Here is a 16,902-nt window from a genome sequence, read left to right on the forward strand (position 1 = left end):
ATGATTACAGCTGTATTAATCATTTTTGCAGGAGGAAATCCAGACAAAGTTTTCAAAACATAAAAGAGGTCGGATTTCTTCCGACCATGACTAGCGGCTCCGCCGCCGCAAATCCAAAAACTATAAACAGCGAGTGCGGAAAGCCGGAAAAAGCTTCTGAAAAATAATCCGTTTTTATAATGAGGAAAGATCAAAAATTCTGAATTATATGTAAGAAAACAGCAATATTCAGATACCACAAGAATCAATTGTTGTTAAAATTTAACATTTTGGAAAGGTTATTGCTTACTTACACCATATGGAAAGTCAGAATTACAAAAATCACAGAAAATTTTATCCGCCGCATCATTTCATTTATCTTCCATTGCTTATGGGATTGGAAATATTTGGCATTTATAAAATCTTTAATGATGAAACCAACCAATTGATCTGGATTCTGTTTTCTGCTTTTATTTTTCTTCTTTTCTATCTTGCGATTATGCTGAGACAGCATTATGCTCTGGTTCTTCAGAACCGATTGGTTCGGTTAGAATTTAAACAGAGGTATTACGAACTTTTCCAGCAGAGATCTGATGAGGTTGAAGGTAAGCTGAATTTTGACCAGATTGCAGCGTTACGATTCGCTTATGATGATGAATTTAAAGAGCTTTTGTATAAAGCATTACATGAAAATATTTCGGGCGACGAAATCAAGAGATCAATAAAAAGATGGCGCGCAGACCATCACAGAGTATAAAATAATAAACACCAAAAAATAAATTATTATGAAAAAATGGAGCTTATACAGTATGATGATATTTTGTCTGCTGACATTAACAAGCTGCGAAGCAGTAGAAACGATCTTTAAAGCAGGAATGTGGTGGGGAATTATCGTAGTAGTCGCCGTAATAGCTATTATTTTATGGCTGTTTTCAAGGGGTAGGAACTCTTAACCAAATCATCTTATGGAAAATTCAGACTTAGAACTCATCTCACATCTGAAGCCTTCGAAGATCGTAAAAATTATGAAAGATCCGGTAGCATCTGCAAAGGCGGTACATCTTATATATACCACCGATGCAGAAACAGCCGGAATTACACGGAAGAAAACCGGAAAAAAATATTCTTACTACAAAGACGGCGAAAAAATAAGAGACAAAGAAGAAATTACAAGAATTAACAAACTGGTTATTCCTCCGGCTTGGGAAAATGTATGGATCTGCGCTTTGGACAACGGCCATCTTCAGGCAACCGGTTTTGATGTTAAAAAACGAAAACAATACCGTTATCATCCGCTTTGGAGTGCCCTGAGAAATCACACGAAGTTTTACAGAATGCTTCAGTTTGGGTATGCTTTACCGGATATTCGCCTGCAGGTTGAGAAAGATTTAGCCTTAAGAAATTTCGAAAAAAGAAAGATTCTTGCACTGATCGTAAGTTTAATGCAGAGAACCAACATAAGAATTGGCAATAATGCATATGAAAAACTGTATGGTTCTTTCGGTTTAACGACTTTAAAGGAGAAGCACGTTCAGGTTAAGGGACAGAAAATAATTTTTCATTTTAAAGGAAAAAAAGGCGTAATGCATGATATTGATCTGAAAAGTAAAAGGCTTTCCAGACTGGTACAGAAGTGCAAAGATATTCCCGGAAGAGAACTTTTCCAGTACATTGATGATGAAGGAAACCGCCACACTGTAGACTCCGGAATGGTGAATGATTATATTAAAGAAATCAGCGGTGAAGATTTTACGGCGAAAGATTTCAGAACATGGTCGGGAACAGTAAATGCTTTAATTGCTTTTAAGGAAATCGGCTATGCAGAAACGCATACAGAATACAAGAAAAAAGTGAAAGAAGCCCTTGAAATAGTTGCTTCCCATCTTGGAAATACAAGTACGGTATGCAGAAAATATTATGTTCATCCTTTGGTCATTAATCTTTATGAGAACAACACCATCAAAAAATATCTTGATGAGCTTGAACAGATAGAGGAAAACGATGGTAAAGCAGATCTCACACAGGAAGAAAAATTAGTTTTAAAAATTTTAGAAACTGAGAAAATGTAGGGGATCAATGGTGAATTGTCAATTCGTTATACTTGTCAATTTTTCAATTATATTTTAAAATTCACAATTCACCTGTGAAGCAAAATTGACTGTTAACCGTGAAAATCAATGGTGAATTGTCAATCCGTTAATCTTATCAATTTCAGCTATATTCAAAAATTCACAATTCACTTGCAAAGCAAAATTGACTGTTAACCGTGAAAACCAATGGTGAATTGTCAATTCCTCATGCCTGTCGATTTTCAGCTATATTCAAAAATTCACAATTCACTTGCGAAGCAAAATTGACCATTCACACATTCTCTCCGACCCAAATAATTGTTGTAAATTTGTATCATTAGCAAATAAAAATATACAACTAATATGTCTAAAGCAATTTCGCAAGTACCATTTGCAGTAAACGAGCCCGTAAATTCGTATGCACCGGGAACTCCGGAAGTAAAAAGTCTGATCGCCCAGTACAAAAAAATGTGGGCAGAAAAGATCGAAATCCCAATGATCATCAATGGTGAAGAAGTAAAAACAGGAGATAAAGTTCAGCTTCAGTCGCCTCAGGATCATGCGCACGATTTCGGATTTTATCACAGAGGAACCATGCAGCATGTAGATGATGCGATAAACGCTGCGCTGGCTGCGAAAAAAGAATGGAACGAACTGGGATGGGAACACCGTGCAGCTATTTTCTTAAAAGCGGCTGATCTTTTGGCAGGACCTTACAGAGACGTTATTAATGCAGCAACGATGATCGGACAGTCTAAAAATGTTCATCAGGCTGAAATTGATTCTGCTTGTGAATTCATTGATTTCTTAAGATTCAACGTAGAATTTATGACGGAAATGTATTCTGAACAGCCGGTTTCTGATGCAGGAATCTGGAACAGAGTGGAATACAGACCATTGGAAGGATTCTGTTTTGCAGTAACTCCTTTCAACTTTACAGCGATTTCAGGAAATTTACCGACCTGTATGGCAATGCTTGGAAACGTAGTGGTTTGGAAGCCTTCTGATAAGCAGGTTTATTCCGCAAAAGTTATCATGGACGTTCTTACGGAAGCAGGTCTTCCAAAAGGGGTTATCAACATGATCTTCACAGATGGAAAAGAAACGGCTGAGAAAGTTTTGGCGCACAGAGATTTTGCAGGACTTCACTTTACAGGTTCTACGAAAGTTTTTCAGGGAATGTGGAAAATGATCGGAGACAATATTCATAATTACAGAACGTATCCAAGAATCGTTGGAGAAACCGGAGGGAAAGATTTCGTAATTGCGCATCCTTCTGCAAATGTGGAAGCGGTGGCAACTGCTTTGGTAAGAGGTGCTTTCGAATATCAGGGACAGAAATGTTCTGCGGCTTCCAGAGCATATATTCCTCAGTCTCTTTGGGCAGATGTGAAAAAAGTAATGGAAACTCAGATTGCTTCCATCAAAATTGGTTCTCCTGAAGATCCGTCTAACTTTGTAAATGCGGTAATTGACAAAAATTCTTTTGAAAAATGTAAAGGATATATTGACAGAGCGAATGCTTCAGATGAAGCAAACGTTGTAATCGGCGGTAAAACAGACGATTCTAAAGGATGGTTTGTACACCCGACTGTTATTGAAACTACAAATCCTCAGTACGAAAGTATGGTTGAGGAAATCTTCGGACCAATCTTGTCCATCTACGTTTATGAAGATGCAAAATGGGCTGAAACTTTACAGTTGGTAGATTCTTCTTCACCATATTCTTTAACGGGATCTGTTTTTGCACAGGATCGTTATGCGGTAAATGAAGCATTCAAAGCATTGGAAAATGCATCCGGAAACTTCTACATTAATGACAAACCTACAGGAGCAGTTGTTGGTCAGCAGCCTTTCGGTGGCGGTAGAGCTTCAGGAACAAATGACAAAGCAGGTTCTAAAATGAACTTACTGAGATGGACTTCTGTAAGATCTATCAAAGAAACTTTTGTTTCTCCTAAAGATTATAAATATCCGTATTTAGGATAATCATTCAGGAACAATAGATAATTGTTGTTCTTATATCAATACAGCCCCGGAATTTTGGTTTCGGGGCTTTTTCTTTTCTTAAATCACTGATTGATAAGAGATTTATTAACACTTTTTAATTTATTTTATTGATAATTTAATAGGCTTACCAATACTTTCGGAATAATAATTGAATTACTCGTGTTACAATCACACCAAAATAAAATATTATGAAAAAATTATTGTTAATAGCAACAGTCGGAATATTCGCAGTAAGTTGCGGTACAAAAGAGTCTTCTATGTCGACCACCAATTCGGATTCTACAATGGTGGATAATACAACAGCCGTTGCTCCAGCCACAACAGACACCATGACTACGGCAAAAGCTAATCCGGACAGTATGAAGATGAAAATGGATTCTGCAAGCACTACTGTAAAATAGCACAGAATTTTAAATTAAAAATTTCAAAATCCTCAGAAAATTTTCTGGGGATTTTTAATGCTCAGAAGTTTAAAAAGAACTTTTTACTTTTTACTTTTTACTTTTTACTTTTTACTTTAAATCATTATATTTGATATACACTAAACATTAAAAAATTTACTATGAAAAAATTATGGATTTGTGCAGTTTTAGGACTGCTGTTTTTAGGAAGCTGTGCCGATAAGAAAGAAAACAGGGAAGAATTTAAAGAAGAGCACAACAAAGATTCTTTAAGAAACAGAATGGGAGATTCTGCCGTTGCCAATTCAGAAACTACTGCTGCCCCTTCAGACAGTACAAAAGCGGCTTCAGATTCTACAAAAATGAAATAAAAAAACAAAACCGCAAAAAAAGCTGCGGTTTTGTACTTAAAAAAACTTGACTGAAAAAAACCGGGCAATCACCTACTCCCCTTAAAACGAAAAAGCGAAATTGATTAATACGCAAAAAAAGCTGAAAAAGCCCATTAATAAAAGGATTTTGGGTATATTTAACCCTCGGATTGAGAAAAAACGAAACGCCGGAAAATTACTATTTGCTACCATTTTATTACTATTAAAAAGAGATTTCCGCCATCATACAGCCCCTTTTCGGGGCTTTTTATTTTCTCATAGAAACAAATTTACTATTCTACATAAAAACCTTGTAATAAGGCGTTTTCATGTGTTGAAATAAAAATATCTGATCATATTGATGAAAAAAAAATACTGGATTTTCTGTATTTGTAGATTTGCCCTTAAAATGATGCTTTTTGAGTTGGGGTTACAGTTGGGGTTACAGTTGGGGTTACAAAACCCGTTTTTTTTAACCGGATTCAGATGTATATAAGGGTTAAAAAAGATCAAAAAAAGCATCATTTTAAATTATTCAAGGGGGTATAGGGACATCGGGTTTTAAGCTCCTTGTGCTGATTATCAACAATTTAAAACATTGTATTAAATCGAACACTTGCTTTTACCAATGCAATGGCAGTAATGTCTTTTATTTTAAAGTCTTTTGGTTGATGATGTGGATTTTGGCTTACCAATTTCACCCATTCATTTCCGAGTTCTGATTTCTGTACATATTTGACTGTTACATATTCCTCCTGCCCTTTAGTAAGAATACTTAACAAGTACATTTCACCGAAAAATATATCATCCACCGTAATTTGCTTATATAGAATAATATCACCGGATTTTAAAAGCGGGTACATACTGTCACCGGTTACATTAATAGCCCCGTCACATTTTGGAAGATTGGGAATTTTAATGGTTTGCAGTGCTTTGTGAGGAGCTCCGCTGTCAAACAATGCCTGAAGCCCTGCCACAGCAGAAAAATCATAAAAGGGTACTTCCTGATTTTCAATAATTCCATCTTTTGTCTTTCTATTGATACTCAAAGGCGTTATAATAGGTTCTTCTTTGATCATATCACCTTTTCCATCAACAAACCATTTGAAATCAAATAAATCAGAATATTCTGAATTGGCAAGTTTATGAAAGAAGTCAAAACTTGGTTTTGCTTTACCGCTTAGGATATCATAAATAGTCTGGGGTCTATTGTAATCTAATTTCTTAGCAAATTCAGGAGCGTTAAGTCCGATAAAATCAAGTATTTTCTGTAATCTTGAAGAAACTTCTGTATTTTCTTTCATTTTAATTTTGTTATTAAGAAAGTTCTGTATATCTTTGTCAGGACATTTGAACAAATTTATAACAAAAATTTGATTTATCATGGAAAATAAGCAAAAAGAAAAAATTTATTATGGCGACTATCAGCTGCTTGGAGAATTATTATGTGTCTCTTCAGACGCAGCCCGTAAAAGATTCAAGCGGAACGAAAAAGCCGCAGTAAAAGCAATGGGTATGATACAAGAAAACCGGAAGAAATTTGTATTAGACTACAGAAAAAACTTACAAATAGATTAGAATAGATTTATTAACACGTTAAAAAAAGAGATTATGCCACACAATTGGGGAAATATATTAGTTGTTACGAAGGACGAATTAATACCAAAATATTACAATACCCTCAGCGCACTTAAAGTTGAAATCCATCGATACAAAAATTTACCATACGGAATTAAAAAAGTTCAGAAGGGAGGCAATGGCAGGCAGATGTATATTGACTTTGACAGTCTTTCAAAAGATGTACAGGAAAGCATGGGTGATCCGCGCAAAATGAGACACCCTTTACTTTCTTTTTTTGAATTTGATGCCACAGCAGTACGTTATTATACCGATTTCAGATTTGAGGACGGTACACCGTTAAAAGAAAGTTTCAAAGAGGAATATATCACCAACGCCAGTGTACTTATTGCAGCCGAAAGATTAAGACAGGCGCGTTTAACCGAGTGGAAGAAATTAAAAAAAACTTCCGGACGCGGGCTAATGCCCTCTATCATTACAGATGTTACGACATTTAATGAGTTTCTGCCAAAGGTGTACAACACCACCCACACCATCCCTTCATCCCATAGAGGCTTTGACCGGGTGTGGAAACCTTTCTTTCATTCTTTTGACGAAGGGCTCAATTTTGAAAGCCTGATTTCCGGTAAACTGAAAAACCAGAACCGAAAATTAATGACAGATGAAATGATGGCTTTACTGAATGATATGTTTGCAGGACAGGATTATAAACCTTCACGTACAGAAGTGGCAGATCAATATCAGGCTTTTTTAAATGGCGAACTGGATATTATCAGTAAAGAAACCGGAGAACAGTATGACCGTACCAATCCAAATTTCAGGGAAATGTCCGACAATTCAATTATTGCATGGCTTGGGAAATGGGAAAACAAAATCGGAACCTTTGCCAAGCGTTCCGGTGACCGCCAGAAATTGATGCAGGAGTTCACCCCACCTCATAAGCTAACCAAAATTAAGGAAGCGGGAACGCTGATTTCCATAGATGACAGACAGCCTCCATTTATGTATAATGACAACAGGAAACGTCCTTGGTTCTATATGGGGATCGATGTGGGAAGCGAAGCGTGGACTTGTTGGGTTTGGGGAAAGGATAAAAAAGGAATTATTATTGAGTTTTACCGCCAAATGGTCAGAAACTACTCAGAATGGGGCTTTAATCTTCCGCTTGGGTTGGAATGCGAAAGTTCATTAAACAGCGGATTTAAGGACACTTTCTTACGTAACGGGGCAATGTTTGACCGGGTGAACATCTATAAGAACCGTGCAAGGTCAAAAGTTGTAGAGCGAAAATTTGAGGAATTAAGATACCGCCATGAAAAAAGCCGTTTAGGATGGATGGCAAGACCTCACGCCCTGAAAGAAGAAAATCAGAAAAGCGGAGAAGAAGAAATTATTATCCCTTTTGATACAATTGTAGACCAATCGCTCAACGATATTGAAACATGGAACAATATGCCTCATTCCGTTCATACTGATAAAACCCGATGGGAGGTATTTTGTGAGATGCAGAACAAAAATACACAACCAACCAATTGGACGGCAATCCTTCCTCACATTGGTAAAACGGAAACATCAAGCTGTAATGCAGGAATTATCAAATTCAGAAATACAACTTTTGTTTTAGGACTGGACGGTGAAATTGCGCTGGGTGATGATTTAATAAGGCTCCTGAAGTATGTTAATGGCAAAGAGTTTACAATTTACTGGCTTGACGGGAACGACGGGAATGTTTTAAAAGCGATGATCTATTATGATGATTTGATGCTTTGTGATTTGGTTCCACAGCCGGAATATTCAAGATCAATTCACGAAAGAGACGAGCAGGGCGAAATCAACCGCAGGTTAATGAGTGCATACGAGAACACAGTTAACAAATTCATGGCTCAGCGTAAACGTGAAATTGATCAGGTCTTAATTATCGACCACCGTAAAAAAACACTGAACAATAAATTTCAGATTGCGGGTCGAAAAAAATATACGCCTAATAATAATACCCCGGAGGAAGTATTCACAGACGCTGAGGAAAGCGGCTATAACCACAACTCGAATACATCAACTGTGAGAAGTTGGGCAGCCAATTTTTAACAAACCAAAATAAAATAGATATGATAACACTAGAACAAAAACAAAACATCCGTACTGCAGTACTTAACGGCAGGGAAAAATTCAAAGGAACAGATACCGCTTATGCAAAATCACTGGGTATCGACAGCATGGCATACGGTCAAATAAAAGACGGAATGATTGAGAATATATTGTCATTGGGACAATGGCTGAATATAGGCAGTAAATTCCAAACGGCAAAGAATGACTACGAAATGAAATTGGTAAAAACAGAGGTTTACCTTGCGATGGAAGACAATTTTAATTTTTGCCAGGCTACAAAAACATCAATGATTTTAGTTGATGATTGCGGGATCGGAAAAACACGTTGTGCAATGGATATTGTCTCCAAAATGAAAAATGCTTTTTATGTGGATTGTTCCCAGTCGCAGACTAAAATACGCTTTGTAAAGCAACTGGCTGCCGCATTAGGCTGTGATATCACCGGAAAATATTATGACATCCTGGAAACGGTAAAATATGCCTTGAATATCATTGAAAATCCCTTTGTCTGCGTGGATGAGTTCGGAGATTTAGAATACAATGCCTATTTAGAATTAAAAGGGATTATGAATGCCACAAAGCATAACTGTACTTGGTACGCTATGGGAGCCGACGGGTTACGTGCAAAGATTACCAAAGGAATCAACAATCATAAAGTGGGCTTTGCGGAAATTTTCAGCCGTCTCTCCGATGACTTCGTAACACTGGTTCCGAAAAATCCTGAGGAGAGAAAAGAATTTTATTTGAAGCTGTTCGGGGACGTAGCCTATGTAAACCTGAAAAATAAAAATGAGGTTAACGAAGTGGTAAAAAAATGTATGGTCAAAGTCGCCAATCCATTTGAAGGAAAGCAAAAAGGGGAACAAGGGGGACGTATCAAATCACTCAGATATTTAGAAACACTGTTAAAGGTCAGAGAATAATGAAGGCACTATCAGTAAAACAAGCGTTTTCCATTGTGTTTAAACTGTTTGAATTTACTGGACTTTGGCTTCAAGCTTTTGGAAAACCGGAAACCACCGGTTTTTGGTACTTGGGTGGAGGAGAAAAGAACGGAAAATCAACTTTTGCCATGATGTTGGCTAAATACCTTACCACATTTGGAAAAGTGCTTTATGTATCCGCAGAAGAAGGATTATCGAAGGACATTATCGCCGCCATGAAATTTGCGGGATTATCAGACAAAGACAAAAAATTTCACATTATAGATTACGAGCCGTGGGCAGAGCTTCAGGCTCGTTTTAGCTCCCGGAAATGCGCTAAAATCATTTTTATAGATAATTCAACAATTTACAGGGACGAGATCACGAGGAAGATGGTATCAGAATTAAAAAAGAACCATTCCAATAAATTAATAATAATGGTTTGTCACGAAGTAAAAGGACTGCCGGACAATGCTCTGGCAACAACATGGAGAAAGCTCGCTAAAATCATCATTCAGGCAGAAGGACTAAAAGCCATTATTTCTGGCAGGTGTCCGGGAGGTACCTTAATGATCAACGAAGAAAAAGCAAACCTTTATTGGGGAACAAAATAAAATAAGAAAGACAATGAACAAAGACATATTATTAAAAATTCTACAACTGGACAGCCTTGTCAGGTTTTTAGACTGGAGCGAAAGGGTAAGGATCCATTTGTACAGAGGAGAGAAATTTAACTCTACAACGCCCAAAATTCTGGCAGCGTATGAGTGGATCATCAACGAAAACTGGGAACCACCGGTGATGCATTACGGGGAAGACCGCTTTCAGTATTTCCATGATCCGGAGTTAGACCTGTGGGTTGAAGCTGAAAATTATTTAAACTATTTCCCGGAATACAAGCCGGATTTAACCAAACTTATATTTTAGGACATGGAAGCCACAGAATTATTGGACGAGATTTTGAAAAATTACACTTTGGCAACAACCGTCTCGCAGCAAATACAGGCTCATCAAAAGAATGTAGCCCTTTTAAACGGCGAATCAAAGAAAGCCTACGATAAGGGGTATAAAGATGGAAAACGCGACGAAAAAAAGGAGAAAATCGACAACTTAATACAAAAGAACTAATTATCAAAAATAACAAATTATGAATATTAATGAACTTTTAGAAAGACCAATTAACGAATTGTCTGCAGAAGAAATGGAAGCGGTGCTTAACCATAAAAGAAAAATGGAGACGGAACAACAGGAAAACGAAAAACGCGCCTATGAAGCCGAAAGGGACAGTGATATGGGAGAATTGATTGCCTTAGCCCTTGAAGTTGAAAGCAAATCGTGTTTATTGAAAAAGCTTACTCATGCCAAGATGGAAAAACACCAGGAGAAATTAAATGAATACGGAAAAATCCGTAGCAATTCTAAAGGCGGCTTTACCTTAATGCACAGCGATAAAACGATCAGAATTAAGCGTCGCAGGGATACACAGCCTACATGGGATGAAAGAAGCACCAAGGCTCTGGAACTTATCCACGCTTTCCTCTATGATACCGTTAAAAAGAGAGACCGGGATTTATTTGAAATGCTGATCGGGTTTCTGGTGAAAAATAAGAAAGGTGATCTGGACTATGCAAGTGTAATGAATTTACTAAGCCATGAAACGCGTTTTGATGATCCAAGGTGGAAAGAAGGGTTAAGGCTTTTAAAACAGAGTTACAGCAATTTCCTGAAAGGCTACCAATATGATTTCGAGAAACAGAATGAAGAGGGTAAATTTGAAAGGATAGAACTCAACTTCTCGGCTCTGTAATACTTACAATTTCAACGTTTAAAATTATCGGGAAAATCCCGAATTTATCAAAATTAGAATACCATAAATACAATAATAATGGTTAATTTAAAATAAACTCCCTTATTGGCAAAGCTAATAAGGGAGTATTTTATTTATGTGGAGTATTCCTACTTCAATCTTACTATAACTTCATTGGTAAACATTGCCGGGTTCCAGTTGTTTCTACTGCAAACAAATTTATATAGATCGTACGCTTGCTGCATATTTGCAACTCCTCCCAGCTCATAGGTTTCATTTTTAGCCTGATTGAAATAAACCGCTGTTCTCATAATTTCGTTTCTTGTTTAATTAAAATAAATTCCTCATATTGAGTTGTTTATTAAAGCAAATATAACTTACCGCTTTTATATAAAGCAAGTAGATTCTGCTATAAATTGCTCCTTACTGCATAATAAGGAAGTGATTTTTTATCTATCTTAGCCATATCTTAAAATTACAATGATGAAATTATATCTTTTACTATTTCTTTCTGTAGTTTCTTTTTCCTGTATGGAACAAAAGAAAACAGAGGAAACCCTGCAAGCTAAAAACAAAACAATTGACAGCTTAAAAGCCGAATTAAAAGACTGTACTGCACAAGCCAAAATAATGGCGGAAGTTCTGGAAAAAGAAAGAATTGAGCTGCAAAATAACAAAGCCACCAAATAGGTGGCTTTGATTTTATGATGATTTTATTTGAGTCATTTAATTTCTTTTAAGGAAATTATGTATTACTTTTAATCTTCTGCTCCTAATAAAACCGAATGATATTCCTGCCATTCTGGATCTTCTTCCTCTTGTAATTGAATTGTTTCTGAATAGTTAATACGGTCGAGAACTTTATTAATTTTGTGCTCGGCTTCTTGTATGTTTTGGGTATAAAAGTGCCATTCTCTTTTACCATTCCCTGTATATACAAATGCTAAGACCGATGATAAATTATTTTCAATTTCAGTTATTATATCATTTTCAATTCTTTCGAACAGTTCTAATTGATCATCAGAAGGCAATAGATCACTTGTAATGGTTTTATATTCCAATAAAACAATCAATCTATTATTGTATTTCTGTGTTTTTACAAAAGGTAGCAAATGAGGTCTAAATCTTAAAATAAAAAGATGCTGATTATTTTCACCTTCTGCAATCGACCATTCATCTTGTTCTGTAATAATATTTCTTAAATCTTCTGTCATTATTTAATTATGTTAGCATGTTAAGTCTATATGATAAATCCTTTTTGAATTTTTTATTACCTATAACATTGAAATCTAAAATTCCTTCAAATAATTTATCTATATCAATTGTTAGTATCACATCATCAAATTTATTTATGATTTCGATCTGATCTTCAATAAGCTTAAAATCTTTAATCAGATTTTCAAATATTATTTCATCAGGTTCTGTTCTTACGATAATTCCCTTCACAAGTTCCTTCTTTTTTGAAAGATGATTAACAGTTGTTACAACTTGAAAGTAATTCGTAGTAAATTCACCTGTTAGTATAATTTCTATATCTTTTTCTTTGAATTTTTTCTTTTTTAACAACCATTCATTCTTACAATTACCAATTCTAAATTCAGAGATTAAACGTAAGAGTTCATCTAATGGTATAGCTTTAAATTTTGATGCATTTTTAAAGCCTTCTTCTAATAAGTCAAGATAAAAATTACAAGCTTGAGTATCTTTTACTTTTTCATAAAGATTTCTATCAAAAGGCAATTCTACTTTCAATACATCTATCAAAGAAATTATAGGCTGTTCAATTTTTCCTTCATGTAAAGCAATGGAAATCATATTAAAAGTACCATCAGTTTTAAATCTAAGCTTACGTACTGCTTTCGAAAAAAAATTACTTATGAATCGTGTTCTTAATTGAAAATCATAACGATATTTATTTTCATTTTTTGAATATTTATCATAATCCAACCCTATTGAAATATAATATAATGTCATAACTATTGAGGTTTAGGTTTTTTATGAATAGCTTCATTTATTGTGGCTTTATTTTTATTTGTAAGTCGTTGTTCTGCCTTTAACGCTTTTGTTCTCGCACCTGGTCCAGCAGGAATATTTTTTAGAATTTTCGAAGTGTAATTTCCACCTTGTTTGTTTAATTTACTAACTTGTGAAGTTGCTCGATATGAATTCCCGGTTTTGGAAATCTTACCTCCGCTTATTCCAACTTTTTCTACTCCGGAAGTAGTTTTATTGACAATCCCATAAACGTGTTGAGCCCTTGTACTCGCTTTTGAATTCCCATTGACAGCTTTTACAGCCGATCTAACTTCTTCGATAGCTTTTATAGCAGGTGCTTTTCCTCCTTGCGCCATTAAGGCACCTTCTGGACCTCCTGCAGCAGTTAAGGCAAGTGTTCCTAAGTCCCATGCAGAATTAACCAGTTTTTCCTTAGTTGTCTGCTTCGGAACACCTGTTACTAAAATTAAAGTCGCACCATCAACTTCATATCTGTTTCTATACTTATCACCTGTTACAGAATTTATTAAGGTTCCCGCTAAATTTGCAGCTGCCGCTCTTGCGCTTTGAATTCCACCTCCAATCATTTCTACCAAAGCAGCTGCATCATCGGCATCACTTCTTTGTAACTGAAAGTTTGATTTTTCACTGCAACAATCTTCTACAGTATCTAGGGGTTCATTTCCATCGGGATCCACAAACCTAATTGGGTTATTAAATCCATAGGCGTAGGGTGACCAACTTGGCATTTTTTCCGCTAATGGATCCATTTGTCCCATTCTTGGTAAATCTTGCCAATAGATACGCGCTTCGAAATCATAGGCTCCAAATTCCTGTAATTCCTTTTTCCCGAATTTGTAGTTTTTGTAGGATCCCCCTCCAAAATATGCATTCCCCGTTTTCAGATGATTCATCCCGAATGGGTAGAAATCATTATTGTCGACAATCTCAAGAGCTCCTGCGCTATTTCTTGCGTAAGAAAGCCTTACATTTCCCTGTAAATCTTTATACTGGTAAATATATTGATTTTTTACATAATCATAAAATCCTTCTGCTGTCGGAAAGAATTGTAAGTCGGGAGTCTTTATGGTAAGCAGTGTACTGGTACCTGTAGGATCAACTAAGCTAAAAGCCTGCGGCTCAAAAGCTCTTGAAGCCATCATCATTTCCGTACTTCCGCCACCGCCTGTATTTCCGCCTGTTGTACTGAAATACTGGAAACCGTCCAGATAATCCGTCGTTTCCTTAGTGGTAGTTGTCCCTGCAATTCCTACCGAAGTTTTCGTAGTTTCTTTTCTTACTTTGCTTCCGTCTGCACTATATTTTGTAGCAATATCAGTGGTCAGCTGTCCCAGATTAATCGTTAACGAGTTAGGCAGATTCAGATAATTATAACCGATAGCTGTAATGCTTTTATCGATCATATTTTTCATGTTTCCGTTCACATCATACCCAATAGTATTTCCCGCTGTTCCTTCATATCCGGTAGAGTTTCCGCTGATGTCTTTAATTTTGGTTGCCCTGTTTCCGGTGTAGTCATAGGTAAGGTTATCAATTACCGTCGCCGTACTGCTTCCGTTTTCCATCACCGAAGTCCTGTAAAGGCTGGAAATATTCCCATTCAGGTCATACGTCAGAGACTCCATATTTTCCTTGCTGTAAGGACTCTGCGGATTCTGGTAAAAGCCTGCCGTTAACCTGTCTAACCTGTCATACGCGTACCCATATCTTTTCGGGGTAGTTGATGGATTTGCACCAATAGATTCTACGGCTCTCCAGTCTACCTCCGCAATATTCCCGTTGTATTTCGGAACTACATTTTTCCCCGGGAACTGTGAAGAATCCGGATTCTGGATTCCCTCACGATTGGTATATTTTATTTTGTAGGAAAATAATTTTCCGCCAAGATCGGCAGCTGCCATCTGGTTCTTATTAATATCGGTAAGCCAGCCACGGATATTGTAATTATAATCAATACTCTGTAGAGGCGCAGAACCCGAAGTAGAGCCTACTTTTTTATTTACAATCTGCGAGAGGTCGTTATAGGTATTTTCTGCGAGTAGTTCTTCAGGATTGCTGTCTACCTGATGAAAATGTTTCAGAAGCCTGTTCTGGTCATCATATACAAATCTTTCCATAACCGTTACTCCGGTTTCGCCCTGCTTTCTGAGGTGGAAGGTATTTGTTTTTAAAGGAACTCCTGTAAAATCCAGTTCTGTCTCAGTGTTGGTATATCCTCCGAGATGGTTGGTGCTTTTGGTGGCAATTACCCTGCCAAAAGAATCGTAATAACTATAGGTTTTCGTCCAGTTGTTGTCTTCAATATTTTTCACATAAGAAGCCGTGAGAACTCCGTTGGTAGAAGCATCATTATTGGCATCCAGTGTCTGGGGCAGGGTATATTGTCCTAAAATAGTCTGAGGAACCGCCGGAGCTTCTGGCGGATAGGTGTCATAATAATTAACCGAAAGCAGGGTCATGCTTCCAGTTGGAAATGCCTGTTTGCTGTAATACACATCAAGTCCCTGCAAATTGAAAGATGTAGTCGTTCTTTTTTCGTTATTATATGCATTCGCCGTCATATTGTTCAATGCGCTTTGCATTGCCTGCCTTGTAGCGGTATTGGCAAAAAAACCGGTATAAACTACTCTTCCGGATTCATCATATTTGGTGAAAAGCCAGCCTTTGCTTCCGAAATTATTGGTGGTTGTTCTTAAAAGACCATCCTGCGCTAAAACCGGACGATCCTGTTTATCGTATACTGTAAACTGCCAGTCTTTTCCAGGCAATTTTTTCTCCACCTCTCTGTCTTGCCCGTCATAACGGTACTGGTAGCAAAGTTCATTTAAAATCGCATCTGTAATCAGGTTATTGTTATCTTCGATCTGTTTTACCGCCTTCGGTGTGATGATGAAAGCCTGCTGATTATATTCATTAAAGACATAATAGGTATCGATGTTTTGCGAACCGTCGTTCTTACGGATCAAAACTGTTTGCCCTCTTCCGTTCTCAAACTGGATAACAGAATTTCCGTCTTCATCGGTAACGGTATTTTTATACAGTGTTCCTGCCGGATAAAATCCTGAATTGGCAGAAGAAAGTGATACTGAAGAAACCGTATTGGAAACACCGCTCACTGTATTGGTTGAAGTGTTTGTCACAAAAGCTTTAACTTCATTTCCTATATTGGTTTCGTATTTATATTTCTTTGTCTTTCCCGAACTCATTTTCCATTCCTCTCCCGGATTCGCTTCCTGCAATACCCTGTCTAAAGGGGAGTTTTCAATTTCCTTCTCCGTAAAAGCATTGGAAACGCCGTAATATGCATTGGCAGCGGTTTCATCGGTAATTCCGGTGTGGATGGAAGAGTTTTGAGAAGCCACAGGAATAGGCAATATATTCTTTGCCTGTCTTCCGAATCCGTCATACGTTACCGGCATGACCAGATCTTTTCCGGTAGCAGTGGCTTTTACATTAATGATCTGCTTAGGTCTTCCCAAACCGTCAAAATAAGTGATGGTTTCCGATTTTTTTGTACAATCCTGATTTAGACATGTGATGGACTGCACATAATTTTCATTGGATTGTGCAAAAGATATCCCTGCGAGCAATACGCCTAACAAGGATAATCCTTTTGATATTAAATATTTTTTCATTTCTGTG

General features: G+C 36.8%; 19 protein-coding genes. 14 read left to right on the forward strand and 5 right to left on the reverse strand.

Going from position 1 to position 16,902, the window contains the following annotated elements; all coding sequences use genetic code 11:
* Positions 1–298 precede the first annotated feature (298 nt).
* The 6 genes from DD829_RS04115 to DD829_RS04140 all read left to right on the forward strand — a co-directional run bounded on the left by DD829_RS04115 (position 299) and on the right by DD829_RS04140 (position 4,830).
* Complete coding sequence (locus DD829_RS04115; protein WP_108411185.1) at positions 299–736, forward strand: DUF6526 family protein; 438 nt, start codon at positions 299–301, stop codon at positions 734–736.
* A gap of 52 nt (positions 737–788) precedes the next feature.
* Positions 789–932, forward strand: a complete 144-nt coding sequence (locus DD829_RS04120; protein WP_228408121.1) for a phosphatidate cytidylyltransferase — start codon at positions 789–791, stop codon at positions 930–932.
* Positions 933–944: 12 nt separating this feature from the next.
* The gene (locus tag DD829_RS04125; protein ID WP_108411184.1) at positions 945–2,048 is read left to right on the forward strand and encodes a DNA topoisomerase IB; all 1,104 of its coding nucleotides are present in this window, start codon (positions 945–947) and stop codon (positions 2,046–2,048) included.
* Positions 2,049–2,411: 363 nt separating this feature from the next.
* Positions 2,412–4,037: an L-glutamate gamma-semialdehyde dehydrogenase gene (pruA, locus tag DD829_RS04130; RefSeq protein ID WP_108411183.1), complete on the forward strand. Its 1,626-nt coding sequence runs from the start codon at positions 2,412–2,414 to the stop codon at positions 4,035–4,037.
* Between the two features lie 209 nt (positions 4,038–4,246).
* Positions 4,247–4,459: a cytochrome C551 gene (locus tag DD829_RS04135; protein WP_076394778.1), complete on the forward strand. Its 213-nt coding sequence runs from the start codon at positions 4,247–4,249 to the stop codon at positions 4,457–4,459.
* Between the two features lie 161 nt (positions 4,460–4,620).
* A complete protein-coding gene (locus DD829_RS04140; RefSeq protein WP_108410297.1) occupies positions 4,621–4,830 on the forward strand; it encodes a hypothetical protein in 210 nt (69 codons plus the stop codon).
* Between the two features lie 590 nt (positions 4,831–5,420).
* Here the strand turns inward: DD829_RS04140 and DD829_RS04145 are convergent.
* Positions 5,421–6,134: an XRE family transcriptional regulator gene (locus DD829_RS04145; RefSeq protein ID WP_165796653.1), complete on the reverse strand. Its 714-nt coding sequence runs from the start codon at positions 6,132–6,134 to the stop codon at positions 5,421–5,423.
* Positions 6,135–6,213: 79 nt separating this feature from the next.
* Here DD829_RS04145 and DD829_RS04150 point away from each other — a divergent pair, with 79 nt between their 5' ends.
* Genes DD829_RS04150 through DD829_RS04180 form a run of 7 tightly spaced genes read left to right on the forward strand, consistent with a single transcriptional unit; the run spans position 6,214 to position 11,244 of the window.
* Entirely contained in the window at positions 6,214–6,408 is a 195-nt protein-coding gene (locus tag DD829_RS04150; protein ID WP_108410298.1) for a hypothetical protein, read from the forward strand.
* 33 nt (positions 6,409–6,441) lie between these two features.
* Positions 6,442–8,493, forward strand: coding sequence for a hypothetical protein (locus tag DD829_RS04155; protein ID WP_108410299.1), 2,052 nt, complete (start codon positions 6,442–6,444; stop codon positions 8,491–8,493).
* Positions 8,494–8,513: 20 nt separating this feature from the next.
* The gene (locus tag DD829_RS04160) at positions 8,514–9,437 is read left to right on the forward strand and encodes a hypothetical protein (protein ID WP_108410300.1); all 924 of its coding nucleotides are present in this window, start codon (positions 8,514–8,516) and stop codon (positions 9,435–9,437) included.
* Entirely contained in the window at positions 9,437–10,051 is a 615-nt protein-coding gene (locus tag DD829_RS04165) for an ATP-binding protein (RefSeq protein ID WP_108410301.1), read from the forward strand. Before DD829_RS04160 ends, DD829_RS04165 begins: the two co-directional genes overlap by 1 nt.
* Positions 10,052–10,064: 13 nt before the next feature.
* Positions 10,065–10,364 carry a hypothetical protein gene (locus tag DD829_RS04170; protein ID WP_108410302.1) on the forward strand — a complete coding sequence of 100 codons (300 nt, stop codon included), beginning with the start codon at positions 10,065–10,067 and terminating at the stop codon, positions 10,362–10,364.
* A 3-nt stretch (positions 10,365–10,367) separates the two neighbouring features.
* Positions 10,368–10,565 (forward strand): hypothetical protein, encoded by a 198-nt coding sequence (locus DD829_RS04175; protein ID WP_108410303.1) that lies wholly within the window; start codon positions 10,368–10,370, stop codon positions 10,563–10,565.
* A 19-nt stretch (positions 10,566–10,584) separates the two neighbouring features.
* A complete protein-coding gene (locus DD829_RS04180; protein WP_108410304.1) occupies positions 10,585–11,244 on the forward strand; it encodes a DUF3164 family protein in 660 nt (219 codons plus the stop codon).
* 149 nt (positions 11,245–11,393) lie between these two features.
* On the opposite strand, the gene DD829_RS23470 is transcribed toward DD829_RS04180, so the two are convergent.
* The gene (locus DD829_RS23470; protein WP_165796654.1) at positions 11,394–11,555 is read right to left on the reverse strand and encodes a hypothetical protein; all 162 of its coding nucleotides are present in this window, start codon (positions 11,553–11,555) and stop codon (positions 11,394–11,396) included.
* Between the two features lie 169 nt (positions 11,556–11,724).
* Here DD829_RS23470 and DD829_RS04185 point away from each other — a divergent pair, with 169 nt between their 5' ends.
* Positions 11,725–11,934: a hypothetical protein gene (locus DD829_RS04185; RefSeq protein WP_076396776.1), complete on the forward strand. Its 210-nt coding sequence runs from the start codon at positions 11,725–11,727 to the stop codon at positions 11,932–11,934.
* A 68-nt stretch (positions 11,935–12,002) separates the two neighbouring features.
* Here the strand turns inward: DD829_RS04185 and DD829_RS04190 are convergent, their stop codons facing one another.
* The 3 genes from DD829_RS04190 to DD829_RS04200 are packed head-to-tail and all read right to left on the reverse strand — an operon-like array spanning position 12,003 to position 16,895.
* Entirely contained in the window at positions 12,003–12,458 is a 456-nt protein-coding gene (locus tag DD829_RS04190; RefSeq protein WP_108410305.1) for a DUF695 domain-containing protein, read from the reverse strand.
* A gap of 7 nt (positions 12,459–12,465) precedes the next feature.
* On the reverse strand, positions 12,466–13,218 hold the full coding sequence (locus tag DD829_RS04195) for a hypothetical protein (protein ID WP_116547553.1): 753 nt from the start codon (positions 13,216–13,218) through the stop codon (positions 12,466–12,468).
* Positions 13,219–13,220: 2 nt separating this feature from the next.
* Entirely contained in the window at positions 13,221–16,895 is a 3,675-nt protein-coding gene (locus DD829_RS04200) for a DUF6443 domain-containing protein (protein WP_116547554.1), read from the reverse strand.
* Positions 16,896–16,902: the final 7 nt, after the last annotated feature.

Source organism: Chryseobacterium sp. HMWF035 (genome assembly GCF_003094695.1).
Classification (GTDB): Bacteria; Bacteroidota; Bacteroidia; order Flavobacteriales; family Weeksellaceae; genus Chryseobacterium; species Chryseobacterium gambrini.

What these genes read in the sequence shown, in the direction of transcription:
- DD829_RS04115 (WP_108411185.1), top strand. Translation starts at nt 299, where the DNA reads ATGGAAAGTCAGAATTACAAAAATCACAGAAAATTTTATCCGCCGCAT.
- DD829_RS04120 (WP_228408121.1), top strand. Translation starts at nt 789, where the DNA reads ATGATGATATTTTGTCTGCTGACATTAACAAGCTGCGAAGCAGTAGAA.
- DD829_RS04125 (WP_108411184.1), top strand. Translation starts at nt 945, where the DNA reads ATGGAAAATTCAGACTTAGAACTCATCTCACATCTGAAGCCTTCGAAG.
- pruA (WP_108411183.1), top strand. Translation starts at nt 2,412, where the DNA reads ATGTCTAAAGCAATTTCGCAAGTACCATTTGCAGTAAACGAGCCCGTA.
- DD829_RS04135 (WP_076394778.1), top strand. Translation starts at nt 4,247, where the DNA reads ATGAAAAAATTATTGTTAATAGCAACAGTCGGAATATTCGCAGTAAGT.
- DD829_RS04140 (WP_108410297.1), top strand. Translation starts at nt 4,621, where the DNA reads ATGAAAAAATTATGGATTTGTGCAGTTTTAGGACTGCTGTTTTTAGGA.
- DD829_RS04145 (WP_165796653.1), bottom strand. Translation starts at nt 6,134, where the DNA reads ATGAAAGAAAATACAGAAGTTTCTTCAAGATTACAGAAAATACTTGAT.
- DD829_RS04150 (WP_108410298.1), top strand. Translation starts at nt 6,214, where the DNA reads ATGGAAAATAAGCAAAAAGAAAAAATTTATTATGGCGACTATCAGCTG.
- DD829_RS04155 (WP_108410299.1), top strand. Translation starts at nt 6,442, where the DNA reads ATGCCACACAATTGGGGAAATATATTAGTTGTTACGAAGGACGAATTA.
- DD829_RS04160 (WP_108410300.1), top strand. Translation starts at nt 8,514, where the DNA reads ATGATAACACTAGAACAAAAACAAAACATCCGTACTGCAGTACTTAAC.
- DD829_RS04165 (WP_108410301.1), top strand. Translation starts at nt 9,437, where the DNA reads ATGAAGGCACTATCAGTAAAACAAGCGTTTTCCATTGTGTTTAAACTG.
- DD829_RS04170 (WP_108410302.1), top strand. Translation starts at nt 10,065, where the DNA reads ATGAACAAAGACATATTATTAAAAATTCTACAACTGGACAGCCTTGTC.
- DD829_RS04175 (WP_108410303.1), top strand. Translation starts at nt 10,368, where the DNA reads ATGGAAGCCACAGAATTATTGGACGAGATTTTGAAAAATTACACTTTG.
- DD829_RS04180 (WP_108410304.1), top strand. Translation starts at nt 10,585, where the DNA reads ATGAATATTAATGAACTTTTAGAAAGACCAATTAACGAATTGTCTGCA.
- DD829_RS23470 (WP_165796654.1), bottom strand. Translation starts at nt 11,555, where the DNA reads ATGAGAACAGCGGTTTATTTCAATCAGGCTAAAAATGAAACCTATGAG.
- DD829_RS04185 (WP_076396776.1), top strand. Translation starts at nt 11,725, where the DNA reads ATGATGAAATTATATCTTTTACTATTTCTTTCTGTAGTTTCTTTTTCC.
- DD829_RS04190 (WP_108410305.1), bottom strand. Translation starts at nt 12,458, where the DNA reads ATGACAGAAGATTTAAGAAATATTATTACAGAACAAGATGAATGGTCG.
- DD829_RS04195 (WP_116547553.1), bottom strand. Translation starts at nt 13,218, where the DNA reads ATGACATTATATTATATTTCAATAGGGTTGGATTATGATAAATATTCA.
- DD829_RS04200 (WP_116547554.1), bottom strand. Translation starts at nt 16,895, where the DNA reads ATGAAAAAATATTTAATATCAAAAGGATTATCCTTGTTAGGCGTATTG.